Source organism: Longimicrobium sp. (assembly GCF_036280135.1).
Classification (GTDB): Bacteria; Gemmatimonadota; Gemmatimonadetes; order Longimicrobiales; family Longimicrobiaceae; genus Longimicrobium.
Map to the genome: position 1 here is coordinate 1 of NZ_DASURI010000281.1, position 15,354 is coordinate 15,354.

General features: G+C 66.7%; 15 protein-coding genes. 11 read left to right on the forward strand and 4 right to left on the reverse strand.

All coding sequences use genetic code 11. The annotated features are described in order from the left end of the window. A partial coding sequence (locus tag VFZ20_RS08840) for an SRPBCC domain-containing protein (RefSeq protein WP_329683495.1) occupies positions 1-400 on the forward strand: 400 nt, incomplete at its 5' end. 451 nt (positions 401-851) lie between these two features. Here VFZ20_RS08840 and VFZ20_RS08845 read toward each other — a convergent pair. After that, positions 852-2,504 carry a serine hydrolase domain-containing protein gene (locus tag VFZ20_RS08845; protein ID WP_329683496.1) on the reverse strand — a complete coding sequence of 551 codons (1,653 nt, stop codon included), beginning with the start codon at positions 2,502-2,504 and terminating at the stop codon, positions 852-854. Between the two features lie 260 nt (positions 2,505-2,764). Between VFZ20_RS08845 and VFZ20_RS08850 the strand changes: the two genes are divergently transcribed. Both VFZ20_RS08850 and VFZ20_RS08855 read left to right on the forward strand, forming a co-directional pair. Continuing rightward, the gene (locus tag VFZ20_RS08850; RefSeq protein ID WP_329683497.1) at positions 2,765-3,583 is read left to right on the forward strand and encodes a hypothetical protein; all 819 of its coding nucleotides are present in this window, start codon (positions 2,765-2,767) and stop codon (positions 3,581-3,583) included. 18 nt (positions 3,584-3,601) lie between these two features. Next, positions 3,602-3,973, forward strand: coding sequence for a hypothetical protein (locus tag VFZ20_RS08855; RefSeq protein ID WP_329683498.1), 372 nt, complete (start codon positions 3,602-3,604; stop codon positions 3,971-3,973). 52 nt (positions 3,974-4,025) lie between these two features. Here VFZ20_RS08855 and VFZ20_RS08860 read toward each other — a convergent pair whose 3' ends face one another. Then, positions 4,026-4,244 (reverse strand): hypothetical protein, encoded by a 219-nt coding sequence (locus tag VFZ20_RS08860; RefSeq protein WP_329683499.1) that lies wholly within the window; start codon positions 4,242-4,244, stop codon positions 4,026-4,028. A gap of 200 nt (positions 4,245-4,444) precedes the next feature. Here VFZ20_RS08860 and VFZ20_RS08865 point away from each other — a divergent pair, with 200 nt between their 5' ends. The 3 genes from VFZ20_RS08865 (at position 4,445) to VFZ20_RS08875 (ending at position 6,631) form a co-directional block, all read left to right on the forward strand. Next, complete coding sequence (locus VFZ20_RS08865) at positions 4,445-5,044, forward strand: helix-turn-helix domain-containing protein (protein ID WP_329683500.1); 600 nt, start codon at positions 4,445-4,447, stop codon at positions 5,042-5,044. A gap of 6 nt (positions 5,045-5,050) precedes the next feature. After that, positions 5,051-5,872: an SRPBCC domain-containing protein gene (locus VFZ20_RS08870; protein WP_329683501.1), complete on the forward strand. Its 822-nt coding sequence runs from the start codon at positions 5,051-5,053 to the stop codon at positions 5,870-5,872. Between the two features lie 141 nt (positions 5,873-6,013). Continuing rightward, the gene (locus VFZ20_RS08875; RefSeq protein ID WP_329683502.1) at positions 6,014-6,631 is read left to right on the forward strand and encodes a hypothetical protein; all 618 of its coding nucleotides are present in this window, start codon (positions 6,014-6,016) and stop codon (positions 6,629-6,631) included. Between the two features lie 290 nt (positions 6,632-6,921). Here the strand turns inward: VFZ20_RS08875 and VFZ20_RS08880 are convergent, their stop codons facing one another. Together VFZ20_RS08880 and VFZ20_RS08885 are read right to left on the reverse strand one after the other, a co-directional pair. After that, positions 6,922-7,737, reverse strand: a complete 816-nt coding sequence (locus tag VFZ20_RS08880) for a hypothetical protein (RefSeq protein ID WP_329683503.1) — start codon at positions 7,735-7,737, stop codon at positions 6,922-6,924. Positions 7,738-8,327: 590 nt separating this feature from the next. Continuing rightward, on the reverse strand, positions 8,328-9,314 hold the full coding sequence (locus tag VFZ20_RS08885) for a nucleoid-associated protein (RefSeq protein WP_329683504.1): 987 nt from the start codon (positions 9,312-9,314) through the stop codon (positions 8,328-8,330). Positions 9,315-9,990: 676 nt separating this feature from the next. Between VFZ20_RS08885 and aroF the strand changes: the two genes are divergently transcribed. From aroF to VFZ20_RS08910, 5 genes are all read left to right on the forward strand, one after another. Further along, positions 9,991-11,043, forward strand: coding sequence for a 3-deoxy-7-phosphoheptulonate synthase (gene aroF, locus VFZ20_RS08890; RefSeq protein WP_329683505.1), 1,053 nt, complete (start codon positions 9,991-9,993; stop codon positions 11,041-11,043). Continuing rightward, complete coding sequence (locus tag VFZ20_RS08895) at positions 11,040-11,393, forward strand: chorismate mutase (RefSeq protein WP_329683506.1); 354 nt, start codon at positions 11,040-11,042, stop codon at positions 11,391-11,393. Before aroF ends, VFZ20_RS08895 begins: the two co-directional genes overlap by 4 nt. A 468-nt stretch (positions 11,394-11,861) precedes the next feature. Next, the gene (tyrS, locus tag VFZ20_RS08900) at positions 11,862-13,145 is read left to right on the forward strand and encodes a tyrosine--tRNA ligase (RefSeq protein WP_329683507.1); all 1,284 of its coding nucleotides are present in this window, start codon (positions 11,862-11,864) and stop codon (positions 13,143-13,145) included. 11 nt (positions 13,146-13,156) lie between these two features. Then, positions 13,157-14,020 (forward strand): prephenate dehydrogenase, encoded by an 864-nt coding sequence (locus tag VFZ20_RS08905; protein WP_329683508.1) that lies wholly within the window; start codon positions 13,157-13,159, stop codon positions 14,018-14,020. Between the two features lie 46 nt (positions 14,021-14,066). Then, positions 14,067-14,903, forward strand: a complete 837-nt coding sequence (locus VFZ20_RS08910; RefSeq protein ID WP_329683509.1) for a M48 family metallopeptidase — start codon at positions 14,067-14,069, stop codon at positions 14,901-14,903. Positions 14,904-15,354 lie beyond the last annotated feature (451 nt).

The window sequence follows — 15,354 nt, forward strand, 5'->3', positions numbered from 1 at the left end:
CGCGTTCGAGCAGCCGGAGCGGCTGGCGCGGTGGTGGGGGCCGGACGGGTTCACGAACACGTTCGAGCAGTTCGAGTTCGCGCCCGGCGGCCGATGGGTGTTCGTGATGCATGGACCCAACGGAGCCAACTTCGCCAACGAGAACGTCTTCCGGGAGATCGAGCCGGATCGGCGGATCGTGATCGAGCACGTGGTCAAGCCGTGGTACCGGCTTACGGTCACGCTGGACCCGCGCGGCGACGAAACGCACCTGGCCTGGGTGCAGGAGTTCGAGAGCCCCGAGTTCGCCGAGCGGATGCGCCCCCTGAGCGAGCCCGCCAACGAGCAGAACCTGGATCGCTTGCAGGCGGTGCTGGCGGAGAGGCCAGCGCAGCCCGCAGGTGCGTTATCCTGGGACTGAATTACCAGGATAGGGCCAAGCAGCGTCATCCTGACTCTGCGGTGGCCCTCGTGCACGGAATCCGCCTCCGAGTCTCGCACACAAGATCCTTCGGTCGCGCCAAAGTCCTGTGTGCGTTCACGTTATGCGCGGCGCTCCCTCAGGATGACAATCGCGGAGAATTGGGGAAGGTGTATCACACTTCCGCATGGTACTTCGCTCGAATGCGTCATCCTGAGGAGCCGCCGCGCGATCCTGATCGTGCGAAAGACCATGGCGGCGACGAAGGATCTTGCCCGCGAAACTCTGTGGCGGCCCTCGTGCACGGAATCCGCCTCCGAGTCTCGCACGCAAGATCCTTCGGTCGCGCCAAAGTCCTGCGTGCGTTCACGTTATGTGCGGCGCTCCCTCAGGATGACGCTGCTTGCCGGTTCGCGGAATCAATCGAGCCGTCTCGTGGCTCGGCTCTCGCCTATGCGCCCGTGCGGGTAAAGCGCAGGTTGCGCACGCGGCCGGCATCCAGCGCGAAGCCCGTCACCGCGCCGGATGCGTCCCGCGCGAAGCGCAGCGTGAGCCCGGCCGTGAACTCGTCGCGCACCAGCGGGCGCAACGGGATGGGGCCGCTGCCGCGAACGTGCATCGTCAGCGCGCCGTTCTCCACCGTGAGGCGATACGTGGTCTGCAGCTCCTCGCTGAAGTACGCGCCCGTGTAGGCCGCCAGCTCGTCCGGCGTGGGCGTCACCAGCGCCAGCTTCTCCGCCGTGAGGGGCTCGGCGCCGTCCTGCGACCACGTCAGCCGCGCCGGCTGTCCCGCCGCGGCCGGCGCGAAGCGGACGTGCATCCGCACGGGCGCGCTCACGGCCTCGAACTCCGCCTCGCTCAGCGGCCGCAGCTCGAAGCGGTTGCCCACGCCCACCCACAGCTTGCCGTCCGTGAAGGTGATGGTGCGCGTGGCGCGCGTCACGGGATCGCGGTACAGGCCCGCCAGTGCCTGCAGCCGCTCCGGCGCCACCCGCACCGCGGGCGCGGCCGGCGCGGACGCCGTCGCCGACGGAGCCTGCGGACGGGGCGCGGCGGGCTCCATCCGGTTCTCCAGGTAGATCTCCGCCACGGACGTGGCCATCCGCTCCGGGCTGCTCGTCCCCAGGTTGCACAGCACGGCCACGCTCAAGTGCGCGTCGGGCACGCGCAGAAGCTCCGCGCGATAGCCGCCCCACGCGCCGCCGTGGCGCACGGTGCGCATCCCCCGGTGGCTGCCGATCATCAGCCCCGCGGCGTAGTCCAGCTGCCGCCCGCTCGTCAGCGTTCCGACCGTCTGCAGCCCCGTGAGCAGCGCCTGCCCGCCCACGCGTGGATCGTAGAAGTTGCCGTCCCACAGCAGCAGCTCCTCCACGGTGGAAAAGACGGCGCCGTCGCCCGTCTGCAGCCACCGCGGCAGGTCCGTGCGGTAGCCGCCCTCGTCGCGCGGCGCGTAGGCCAGGGCGCGGTCCGGCACCACGTCGGCGTAGTCGGACAGGATGTGCGTGCGCCGCATCCCCAGCGGCGCAAAGATGCGCTCTTTTGCGAACTGCCGCAGGTGCATTCCCGACGCGCGCTTGACGATTTCCGCCAGCAGGAAGTAGCCCGAGTTGCTGTACAGGAACTCGTCGCCCGGCGCGAAGTTGGTCTCCCGCTGGCGGACGATGGCGGCCAGCGCGTCCTCCTCCGTCGTCACGTCGTCGATGCGCGCGCCGCCCAGCGTCATCAGCCCGATGTAGTCGCGGATGCCGCTGGTGTGGTTCAGCAGGTTGCGGAGGGTGATGGGGCGCGCGTACTGGGGCAGCTCGGGGATCCAGCGCCGCACGTCGTCGTCCAGGGAGAGCTTTCCGTCCTGCGCCAGGAGCAGGATGCTGGACGCCGTGAACTGCTTGGAGGTGGAGCCCAGGTCGAAGACGGTGTGCGGCGTGATGGGCACGCGGCGCTCCAGGTCCGCCAGGCCGTAGCCGCGCGCATAGGCGATCTGCCCGTCGCGGTACACGCCCACGGCGCACCCGGGCGAATCGGGCTTGTCGTACGTGGCGAACACGGCGTCCACGCGCTCCGTGCGCGCGTCGCGGGTGCCGATCACCTCCTGTGCGGTCAGCATGCCCGGAAGCAGCAGCGGCAGCAGCGGCAGGACCGCAGTCCTGTGGAGAAGGGAAAGTCGCATCTTGAAGGATGGGGGGAAAGGGGGCGCGTGGGTGTGGGTGATGCCCCGAAGGCGTGCGCGTTTCTATGAGCGTGCGGGCCCACAGACGGTTGCATGGCGGGTCTCGCCGGTGAACTTGAGCCTTGACTTGCTTCGACTCCTCACCCGAATATTGGCGCTACCGTCCTGCGCCATCCTCATCTCATCTCCGGATCATCATGGACCCTCGCGTCTGGTGCTTCTTGACTCCGCTGAAGCAGATCCGCGGTCCTGTCTCGGGCGCGGATCTGGATGCCGTACTGCGTCAGCAGGACACGATGATCTGGCGGGAGGGAATGGACGGGTGGGTCATGGGCAGCGAGCATTTCGCCAACGCTGAAGCGTTGCGCTCCCGATCCGCCGGGCGCGACGCCCATGGCCAGCCGCTCGCGAAGTTCCGAGCCGCGCACGTCGCCTCACGGTCGCTGGACGAGCTCATGGGATTCGTGCGGGGAGTCCTGGCGGACGGAGAGGTTTCCGATGCCGAGGCGCGATCCCTGTTGGCATGGTGCACCCACAATCCGCATGCCGTCCAGCAGTGGCCCGGGCGAGAGATCGCGGCGCGCCTGGGCCGTATCTTCGCGGACGGCATCGTGAGCGCCGAAGAACGTGAGGACCTGACCAGTCTGCTGCAGGCGGTGAGCGGAGCGGCCCCGGAGATCCCGGCGGGGACCGGCCGCTCCAGCCGGCTTCCGTTGAACGATCCGGTCCCGGACCTCGCGTTCGTCGGGCGGACGTTCGTGTTCACGGGACAGTTCGTCTATGGCACGCGCAACGCCTGCGAGGCAGAAGTGGTCCAGCGTGGCGGCCACTGCTCGTCCAGCGTTTCGGCCAAGGTCGACTTCGTGGTGATCGGTGAGCTGTGCAGTCCCAACTGGCTCCACACGACGTATGGGACCAAGATCCAGAAAGCGGTGGATTATCGGGACGATCGCCGCCTGCCGATCGCCATCGTGCCGGAGGACGCCTGGGTCGCGGCCCTCGCGACGGCAAGCTAGCCGCGGCCGCGTCGCCAGATGGCACATCGTGCAGGTGACACAGGGGCGCGGCTGGATGCTCCCGATCCGTCGTTCCGGCTCACGCCCGCGGAGCGTGCGAGCATCCAGCCGGGCTTCGACGTCGATGCCCTGGAGCATCTGCTGGCAATCCTTCATCCGGATCTCCGCACCGACACGCTGGCGTCGTTCCAACGACAGGCACCAGGCGTGATCGGCGGCGGCCTGATCCGGTTCGAAGACCCTGTGCTGCAGGCGCTGCTCGACGAAGTGTGGGCGCCGCGATCGGAGAACGCGCCCCAGGATTGGTTCCACGATCCGGATCTGCGGCGGTATCCCGGACGGGAGATCGCCATGAGACGACGCGGGCTTGAACCGACTCAACTTGAATGAGAGCCCCGGCGCCAGGACGGCGCCGGGGCTCTCGTGTCGTGGGGCGACGGGATCAGCGCGTCGAGCCGCCGAGGCAGTAGGCGCAGTTGTCGTAGCCCGCCGTGTGCGCGGAGGAGAGCGAGTTGTAGGGAACGTCGTTCTTCGCGCGGATGATCTCGTCGATCTGACAGTTGGTCTTCTCGTTGTCGAGATCGTGCACCTCCCGCTTGCTCGCGCTCTTGTTCGCGAGATAGCGCTCTCCATTCATGTTGCCGGTGTGTCGCCGTGCCATGCTGTGCTCCTGTCTGGAGTTTCCGACGAGACGGTTTCCCGCATCCATCAAAGAGGGACAGGCAACGCTGGAATTCGCAGGATAAAAAGGCTCGGCGCCGAGCAGACGCCGGGCTCTCGCATTCCTGCGTCCTGCATGCGGCGGTTTAAACAATTTTCATCATCCTTGACAAGAAAAATTGTCAAGGCTAGGATAGGCGCATGCTTGACGTGGAAGTGATCGACGATCCGGCCGCCGCGGCGGTCGCGCTGGAGCCGGTGCGCAGCCGGCTCCTGGCCGAGCTGTCGCAGCCCGCGTCGGCCGCGGCGCTGGCACAGCGCGTGGGCATCCCGCGCCAAAAGGTGAACTACCACCTGCGCGCCCTGGAGGCCCACGGCCTCGTGCGGCAGGCCGAGACGCGCCGATGGGGCGGCATCACCGAGCGGCTGCTCGTGGCCAGCGCGGCGTCGTACGTGGTCTCGCCCGGCGCGCTGGGCCCCGCCGCCGCGGACCCCGTGCGCCGCGCCGACCGGCTCTCCGCCAGCTACCTGATCGCCCTGGCCGCGCGCGTGGTGCGCGAGGTGAGCTCGCTGGTGCGGCGATCCGAAGAGGCGGACAAGCGCCTGCCCACGCTCAGCATCGACGCCGAGATCCGCTTTCGCTCGCCCGCGGAGCGCGCCGCGTTCACCCGCGAGCTCACGCAGGCCGTCACGCAGCTGGCCGCGCGCTACCACGACGAGCACGCGCCCGGCGGCCGGCCGCACCGGCTGGTGGTCGTGGCGCATCCGCTGCCCATCGCAGAAGAACCCCAACCGGAGTAACCGCCAATGCCCGTCCACAAGGATCCATCCGGCCACCGCTACGTCCAGGCCGAGACCGAGGTGCCCGGCACGCCCGAGGAGGTGTGGAACGCCATCGCCACGGGGCCGGGGATCACCTCGTGGTTCGTGCCCACCACGCTGGACGGCCGCGTGGGCGGCGACACCACGTCCAGCTTTGGCCCGGGGATGGATTCGGTCGCGAAGATCACGGCGTGGAACCCGCCCCACAGCTTCGTGGCCGAGAGCAGCGACCCGGGGCCCAACGACCGGCCCGTGGCCACGGAGTGGATCGTGGAGGCGCGCGATGGCGGCAGCTGCGTCGTCCGCGTCGTGCACCGCTGGTTCGCCGAGAGCGACGACTGGGACGGGCAGTTCGAGGGGCACACGTACGGCTGGGCGTCGTTCTTCCGCGTGCTGCGGGCGTACGTGGCCCACTTCGCGGAGCAGGCGGGCGTGCCCGTGCAGGTGATGGGCGTGGCGGCGCCGCCGAAGGAGGCCGCGTGGGATGCGTGGACGCGCGCGCTGGGCGTGGCCGGCGCGTCCGTCGGCGACCGCGTGCAGACGCCGGAGGGTGTGCCGCCGATGTCGGGAACCGTGGAGTTCGCGGGCCAGCCGGCGTGGCCCGAGGAGCTGCTGATCCACCTGGACGGACCCGTGCCCGGGATCGCGCACCTGGTGCCGCACGCCATGGGCGGCAAGGTGTACCTGGCGCACCGACTGTACCTCTTCGGTGAGCGCGCGGCGGACGCGGCCGCGGAAGCGCAGACGGCGTGGCAAGCGTGGTTCGACGCCACCTTCGTCCCCGCTGCCGCCCCGCCCCAGGGCTGATCGCGCGACGCCGGCGTCCGTCGCGCGGATGAACGTACGAGAGCCCCGGCGCACGCTCGCGCCGGGGCTCTCGTCGTTCGTACATTGCGGATCGGGGGATGCACGTTGTCCGTAGCCGATTTCGCGTGAGGAGCCATGCGCATGCACCGCCACACGTTGCCGATCGCCGTCCTGCTGCTCGCCGCCTGCGGATCGGAGCCGTCCGCCGATGCCGCCCGGCCGGTGGATGCGAAGACGGCGGATTCAGCCGCCGCGCCTGCCGTCGCCGTAACGCCGGCGGATTCTACGGCCGCGGCACCCGTCGCGTCCGCGCCCGCCGTCGTGCTGGCGCGGGACGGGATCGAGCTCGCGAGCGGCGCGGGCGCCCCGGCGCGGCTGGCGTTCGGCGCGCCGCGGGAGCAGGTGCTTGCGCGGGTGGGCGCGGTGCTGGGCCAGCCGACCAGGCAGGGCACGATGGAGGAGTGCCCGTCGGGGCCGCTCTTCCAGGCGACCTACGCGGCGGGCCTGCAGCTGAGCTTCCAGGACAGTGCCTTCGTGGGCTGGTTCGCGGACGAGGGTTCGGCGCTGCGGACGGCGGCGGGCATCGGCTCCGGATCGTCGCTGGCCCAGCTGCGGGCCGCGTATCCCACGACGAAGGTGGAGGAAACGTCGCTCGGGCAGGAGTTCGACGCGGGCGAGCTGTACGGCATCGTCACCGACACGACGGCCGCGGGCTATGTGCAGGTCATCTTCGCCGGCACCAACTGCATCTTCCGGTGAGGCATCTCCGCTCCGCACGTCACGATTGTGATGCCGACTTATCGCACCTTCCGCGTTGTGCCGAGCCTCCGGGGGTTAGTCGGTGACGGCGCCGGCAGGCGCGGCGTCGATCTCGCCGCACATCACGGGGTACGCGCCGAGCGGATTGGAGAAGTAAGCTCTCCGGCAAGACTTCTCCGACGTTAAGATGTGAATGCATGACTTTCGCGCGAGCCGCAGCTTGGTTCCGCAACAGCACAGCCTATGGCTCAATAATGTAGCCGCATCTTCGTAGGAAGAGAGAGTCGGCATTATGGCATTGCAGTATAAACCAACGTGCTGTTACTGCCCTTCGTAACAGGAGGGTTAGATAAACCTATTGAGAACAGATACCATATTGTGATTGCATAGAAGATAGCAGTTGTGGTGAGCACAAGCCAAAATACAAAGCGACCGGAGCTAATTGGTTTCTCGACGAGCACATTCCAATCGGTGTCGGAGATAAAACCGTATAGCTTCTTTCGCCAGTCGCGTCTGCCGCGGTTTGAGAGTACATTAAAACGAATATTGGAAGCGATCGTAACTAAGAGGCTGACTACCAGGAGCACCGCCACGCCTAAGGTCACAAATTTAAGAGCCTCTGAGGAAATTGCATCTTTGGCACTCGGTGCTCGCAATGCGAGCACAACGCCCGCGACCGCAAAGTCACGCCATACTGCCGACAGCAAATCGCGTGTAGCTTGTTGAACCTTAGAAACATCGTCTTGGAGCGAGCGTCGCAAGTCGCTCATGACCTTGATGCTCTCAGCAGCCTTACCTTGGAGGTAAAATGCAAACGCATCCCGCGCACTCGCGAGACTTGCTTTAACAATTGTCGGAAGACCAGCTGGCCAAGTACTACCCAGTGGCCAGTCAAGCGATAGATGGTTGTTGAGGAAGGTAAACTTAATTTCAGCGTCAAGTGCTGGCGAATACACCCACTGGACAGCATCACTGACAACGGAGTAAAATTCAGGGTTGAGCCCGTTCTCGTTAGCGATTGGGATGGGTGTCGATCTCGGGCCCCTCAACACGACATGGACGTGGCCATCGATATCTCGAATCTCCGATGGCAGCGAGTTGATCAATGCGGGAATAGCAGCTCGTTGCCATGTCTCCAGTACTCGAGACGGTGCAGGTACTTGAGTTAAAATCCATCTGGAAACCTCAACCGGGGCTCTTTGACTTGTTTGATCCCGAACCAGTCTCCGAGGCCGCTCGAACGATACCGCATCCGAAATCGAATAATCTCTCGGGCCTCCCCAAGGTGAGACCAAAAGAGTATATGATCTAAAGGAGGAGAACTGTCCGGCAACCCACACAGTGTCGAACTCGGCCGTGAACTCTGGGTTTCGGATTGCAGTGGCCCACCCTTCTAGAGTGAAGAAGTAACACCATTTCGGAGAGATTTCTTTCTCGATGAGAATAGTGCAGCGTTGGCCACTCACGTTCTCCCAGCGTACTGAATCTATGGTGAGTTCAGAACCAATCGCTGGAAATAATCTAACGCGCCCCAGTCCTGCAGAAGCTAAGTCGCCACAGACGCGGCGAATGTCCTCTAGAAGGGCCTCAGAGACTATTGTGGCTTCATCAATTCGCAGTTGAGAGGGTAGTTCCGTAACATAAGCGCCTGTGCTCAACGTTTGAACTAATGCGTTCGCTCGGCCTGAAAGCTGATTCATTGTGGAAGCAGCCTGCGTGTGCGAATCGTTACGGTAGTCATGTCATTATCCTGAGTAATCTGTACGGTACTTTTTGCTTGCTCCTTAATCTGTATCGAAACCCCCTCGATTGTGCGGTACTTCTGCGTTTCCACTGTCAGAGCCGCTTCGCGCTCAAACGGGAACGCTTCTCCACCGAGTCCTCTACGATCCAGAATCCGCGTAAAACTCTTTTCAACGGCATCGCTTCCATGAGGACCAAAGTACTCCGCTACAAACTGTGGTGCATCAAATTCATCACGCTGTTCCACGATTTCCAAGAAACGCTCGTGGACGTGGCTTGTGATCTCTACCGGCAGTTCTCCAGCATGAGTTACAACCGTATCCAAAACGGCTTTCTGAACCTGGACCGTCATCTCGGCATTGGTGAATCGCCGCTTAACCCCTAAGAAATTCCTGAAAAAATCTGTAATGTCCGTCCGTACCGTCTTATCGACCACAACGATCTCTGCATTGTCTGCCGTAAGTTCCACTAACGCAGACTTCTGCAATGCTTTCGTGTTCTTGGTGAAGCTTCTCGTGATTTCAGTCAAAATCGCTTGCGCTTGATCTACTTCGTACATGAGAACTTGTTCGTTGTCATATTTAAGAAGCGAGAAAAATGATCGCGCCCCTGCACTCAGGCGCATAAAGATGAATACACCGGGCTTGATGCGCTTATCTTGTCGAGTATGGAACTCGCGCGCGAGTTCCTTCGAAACTGAAACGAAGGCAGTATGGTCGTGCGCTACCTGTCTGAGCCGTTCCATCGTAGCTGAATCGGGCAAGAAGACGAATCGGTTTCCACGAAGCGTCTCTTTCACCCGCTCAAGAAAAAATTCCTTAAATCCTCCCAAAGGCGTAGCATCAAGTAGTTGTGGTTCAGCGCCACCTTGGTGAACTACGTGAAAGATGAAATCATCGATATCGAGTAGAGCGCTTTCTTCCTTTGAGATGAGAGCCATGGTTTAGGACTAAGTTGAGGATGTATCGCGCTGTGGTAGGTTCGGAGAAGTTCTACGTTTTCATTGGCCGCGTCAAGTGTGCTCCAGCCGATTACTAGAGGTTGTGGGGATCTTTCCCTCTCAGATAGTTATGCTTAAACCAAGCTTGCCTTCCCCCCCGAAGCGTGTTAGGCTTGATCCCATGAGCATCTGCGCGCGCACCGGCTATCGCGGCTACCGCTACTACGGGATCCCCACGGGGAGTCCGGGGCTTGCCGCGCGCATCTAGCTGACGCTCGCGCTCAGGCAGACCAGGGCTCCCGGATTACCGGGGGTCCTTTCGTTTGCCCGGCATCCACCTTCGCCGGCCGAGACCGGCCAGGGCAGGGAAGAGACCGGGCAGAGGGCGGCAGCACGACGCGTATCGCGCCAAGTGTCGCGTGCGGAACGGGTTGGAATCGCGCCTCTTGTATTTAGTCTGGAAACGTATTAGGATACGAGCCATGAGCATCCACGCACGCGCCAGCTACTACCGCGGCTACCGCTACTACCGGCTCCCCCACGGGACCCAGGAGGCCGCCGCGCGCGTGTAGGATCGCTCGCCACTGGCATCTGCAAGGGCTCCCGGACACCGCCGGGGGCCCTTTTTGATTGCCCATCGTCCGCCACCGCCGTCACCACGCAGGAGAGAACGCAGATGATCATCGTCACCAAACCGGGCGTCAGCGACGCCGAGCTGGACCACATCCGCGAGCGCATCGAGACGCTGGGGATGCGCACGCACCTGTCGCGCGGCGAGCAGCGCACCATCATCGGCTGCATCGGCGACGAGTCGCTGCTGCAGGAGGCCGCGCTGCTCAGCCTGGCGGGCGTGGAGTCCGTCCATCCCGTGCTCAAGCCGTACAAGCTCGCCGCGCGCGAGTTCGTGGCGCGCCCCACCGTCATCCGCGTGGGCGACGCAGCCACGGTGGGCGGACGCGAGCTGGCCGTGATCGCCGGGCCGTGCTCGGTGGAAGGCCGCGACATGCTGCGGACGACGGCGCGCGCCATCGCGTCCGCCGGCGCGGGGATGCTGCGCGGGGGCGCATTCAAGCCGCGCACGTCGCCGTACGCCTTCCAGGGGCTGGGCGAGGCGGGCTTGCGGATGCTGGCCGAGACGCGGGCGGAGACGGGGCTGCCCATCGTCACGGAGGTGATGGACACGCGCCAGGTGGAGCTGGTGGCGGAATACGCGGACGTGCTGCAGATCGGCGCGCGCAACATGCAGAACTTCGCGCTGCTGTCGGAGGTGGGCCGGGTGCAGCGGCCGGTGCTGCTCAAGCGGGGGCTGAGCGCGACCGTAAAGGAGCTGCTGATGGCGGCCGAGTACGTGATGGCGCAGGGCAACCGCGACGTGATCCTGTGCGAGCGCGGCATCCGCACGTACGAAACGGCCACGCGCAACACGCTGGACGTGGCGGCCATCCCCGTCCTCAAGGCCGAGACGCACCTGCCCGTGCTGGTGGATCCCAGCCACGCCGGCGGCCGCGCGGACCTTGTGGCGCCCCTTTCGTTCGCGGCCATCGCCGCCGGCGCCGACGGGCTCATCGTGGAGGTGCATCCCTGCCCGGAGCAGGCCCTGAGCGACGGTGACCAGTCGCTCACGCTGGATGGATTCGCGGAGCTGATGGAGCGCATCCGCCCCTTTGCGCACGCCGCCGGCCGCACGCTTTCCTCCACCGAAGCCGATGCCGTGCGGGAGGCCGCGTGAGCACGGCCCTGGATGGCTGGCGCCTCCCGCAGTCGCCCGACGAGGCGGATGCGGCAGGGGCGGACGCGGCGGAGTGCCCGGCGGACGAGCTGGCGCGCATCCGTGGCGAGATCGAGGCGGTGGACCGGCGCATCGTGGGGCTGATCGCGGAGCGCGTGGCGCTGGCGCGGCGCGTCGGTCCGCTCAAGCAGGCGCTGGGGATGCCCATCCTGGACCCGCCGCGCGAGGCGTCCATCGTGCGCCGCGCCGGCGCCCTGGCCCGCGAAGCCGGCCTCTCCGACGAGGACGTGCGCTACGTCTTCTGGCACCTGGTGGGCCTGAGCCGCCGGGTGCAGCTGGAGGAAGGGTGAACGGCAGTGCGAAAGTGCGAAAGTGCGGAAGTGGGTTCTTGCCCCGTTGGGCTCCCTGCTGGTGGGCAGATCGTCCGCCCCGGTTGATTTCCTGAGGGGCCCGCGCGGACCTCGCCCGTGCAGGATGCCCGTGGCCCCGAAGGATCTTGCCTGCCTGTACATGGTGGTGGCGCTGCGGACGGATGGCGCCCCTGCGGGTCCATGCGTGATGGGAGAGGCCGAGCACGGGACAGGAGATCCTTCGGTCGGCGCCAGGGTCTCTGCACCGGGCAGGATCGCGCGGCGCCTCCCTCAGGAAATCAAAGTGGGAAGGAGAGGTAGGTGGTAGATGAAGTTCTCCCCCTCCCCCGCGGAGCGAGGGCAGGGGGCGGGGATGGGGCCCTCGGCGGGCGGTAGAACGTCCGCCATGCCTGCACGGGCCTGGAGCCCACGAATCAGCTGTTCCTTACATCGACCGGATCGAAACCCATGGACCACGGCACCTTTTTCGACGACCTCGAGGCGCGCGGCCTCGTCCACGCCGCCAGCGAGGGCGTGCGCGACCATCTGGCCGACGGGCCCGTGACGGCGTACATCGGCTTCGATCCCACGGGAGACAGCCTGCACGTGGGGCACCTGGTGCAGGTGATGGGGGCCATGCGCCTGCAGCGTGCCGGTCACCGCCCGCTCGCGCTGGTGGGCGGTGGCACGGGGATGATCGGCGACCCCAGCGGCAAGTCCGTGGAGCGGCCGCTGCTCACCCGCCCGCAGGTGCAGGCCAACGTCGACGCCATCCGGGCCCAATTGGAGCGCTTCCTGGACTTCAGCGGGCCGGCGGGCGCGCGGGTCATCGACAACCACGATTGGCTGGGCGGGCTGGGCGTCATCGAGTTCCTGCGCGACGTGGGCAAGCACTTCACGGTCAACTACATGCTGGCCAAGGACTCCGTGGCGCGGCGGCTGAATTCCGAGGCCGGCCTGTCCGTCACCGAGTTCGCGTACTCGCTGCTGCAGGCGCACGACTATGCCGTGCTCAGCGACCGGTTCGGGTGCACGCTGCAGGTGGGCGGCAGCGACCAGTGGGGCAACATCACGTCCGGGATGGAGCTCATCCGCCGCACCCGCGGCCGCCCCGCGCACGGCATCGTCCAGCCGTTGCTGACCAACGCCAACGGCACCAAGTTCGGCAAGACGGAGGGCGGCGCCGTCTGGCTGGACGCGGAGCGCACGTCGCCGTTCCGCTTCTTCCAGTTCTGGCTCAACGCGGACGATCGCGACGTGGAGCGCTACCTCAGGACGTTCACCTTCCTGCCGCTGGACGGGATCGCGGCGGTGCTGGCGGAGCACGCGGCCAACCCCGCCGCGCGCGCGGCCCAGCGCCGGCTGGCGGCGGAGGTCACGCGCATGGTGCACGGCGACGAGGGCCTGGCCCGCGCCGAACGCGCCACGGGCGTGCTCTTCGGCAGCGTGGCCGCACAGGCGCTCCCGGCGGCGGAGCTGCTGGACGTGTTCGCCGACGTGCCGTCCACGGACGTGCCGCGCGCGGCGCTGGAAGGGCAGGGGATGGGCGTCGTCGACATCCTGGCGGACGCGGGCGTGGCGTCGTCCAAAGCGGAGGCGCGGCGGCTGATCGCGGGCGGCGGCGTGTCGCTGAACGGCGCGCGCGTCACCTCGCCCGAGCTGCGCGTCCGCGCCGATGACGCCATCGACGGCCAGGTGCTCCTGTTCCGCAAGGGGAAGAAGGAGAACCGCGTCGTCCGGCTGGTGGGCTGAAAGGAGCGCGGATGATGGAGAGCGACGGATCGAACGGCATCGGCAGCGCCGTCGTCGTGGGCCTGGGGCTGATGGGCGGATCGCTGGCCCGCGACCTGGCCGCGCGGGGCGTCCGCGTGTTCGGGTGGGAGACGGACCGCGCGCGTCTGCGGGCGGCGGTCGAGGCGGGGATCGTGGAGGAAGGCTACGGTCATCCCGTGGACGTGGTCGTCCTGGCCGGCCCCGTCCTCACCATCCCGTCGTTGCTGCGCGTGGTCCTGGACACGCTGGAGCCTCACCTGGACGCCGTGCGGCTGGTCACGGACCTGGGCAGCACCAAGTCGTCCATCATCCGCGCGGCGGAGGAGATGGGGATTGGCGACCGGTTCGTGGGGTCGCACCCGCTGGCCGGCGACCACCGCAGCGGATGGGACGCGTCGCGCGCGGGCCTCTATGCCGACGCGCGCGTCTTTCTCTCCCCCACGCGGCAGACGACCGACGATGCCATGCGGCTCGCCTCCGCACTGTGGGCGGGCGTGGGCGCGCGGCCCGAAGTGATCGATGCCGACCTGCACGATGTGCGGATGGCATGGCGGAGCCATCTGCCGCAGGTTGTTTCCACGGCACTGGGACTCACGATCGCGCAGACGGGTTCCGTACCGGCGGACCTGGGCCCCGGCGGACGGGACGTGACCCGGCTGGCGGGCAGCTCGCCGGAGATGTGGGCCGACATCCTGCTGGACAACGCCGATGCGCTCAATTCCGCCCTGGCAATGATGGGGGTGCATCTGAAGGACCTGCATCAGGCCATCGTGGATGGCGACCGCGCGCGCCTGATGCGCCTTCTGACGGAGGCGCGGAACTGGCACCGGGAGGGGAGAGATCCCGTATCATGACCGACATCCGCGGGTTGCGACGGAACGCCATCGGGCGAGGAGCACTTTGATCACACGACGTTCTCCAAAGGGGCGGTGGGTGCGCGCGGCCTGCGCGCTGGGGATGCCCCTGCTGGCCGCGTGCGGCATCGACCAGAACGAAGAGGCCAAACTGGGCGCCGAGTACGCCGCGCAGGTGCAGCGGGAGGTGCGGCTCATCCGCGACCCGGAGCTGGTGGGCGGGCTCAACCGGCTGGGGCAGCAGCTGGCGCGGCGCGCGGACCGCACGGGGCGCGAGTACACGTTCTACCTGGTGGATTCGCCGGAGGTGAACGCGTTCGCCATCCCGGGCGGCCACATCTTCGTCAACCGCGGGCTCATCGAGAGCGCCGACCAGGCGTCGGAGTTCGCGGGCGTGCTGGGGCACGAGATCGCGCACGTGACGGAGCGCCACGGCATCGAGCAGATGGAAAAGCGGCGCGGCGCCGGCGCGCTGGTCACGCTCGTGTACGTGGTGCTGGGGCGCGAGCCCAGCGGCGTGGAGCAGGTGGTGATCAACGCGGGCGGCGCGGCCGTCTTCGCGCGCTACGGCCGCAACGCCGAGCGCGAGGCGGACCAGCGCGCCGTGCAGCTGCTGCCCGCGGCCGGCTACGACCCGGAGGGCATGGCCACGTTCTTCGAGGAGCTGCTTCAGCAGCAGCAGCGCGAGCCGGGGCTGCTGGATTCGTTCTTCGCGAGCCACCCCACGAGCCAGGAGCGCGTGCAGAACGCCCGCGCGCTCATCCAGACGCTGAACGTGGACACGGCCCGCCTGGCCGACGACACCCCCGAGTACCAGGCCTTTCGCGCCGCCGTCCTGCAGCGCGGCGGCAAGACGGCCGATCCGCCGCCCAGCCAGTGGTGAGATTGCGATGGCAGAAGCCCCGTTCGAGCAGCGTCGAACGGGGCTTCCGTTTGGTAGACGATCCGCGCGAGTCAGGCGATCAGCAGCCCGATGCCGGCGAGGAGCGCGCTGGCGGATGCGAGGACCAGCGTCCGGGTGATGGCGGGCGCGCGATCGGGATGATGGCGCTCGATCATGTGCACGACGTGGAGCAGGGGCCTCCTCGGGTGAGGGAAGGGAAGCGCCGGCGCGATCGTCGCCCGATGCGAGCCCTCCGTCCATCCGCCCTACGGCGTGCGGATGCGTGGAGTTGCGCGGGAACTCACCTTCGTCGTGGCGCCGCCGCCCTGGTCGAGTCCTAGCCGGAGCGAATGATGCCGATGGCGGATCTCATCGGCCAACGCCGTCCCTCAGCCGGAGCGAATGAATTCGCCGCTGGAACTTCGCGAAGTCCGCCTGCGCGGACTGCCCC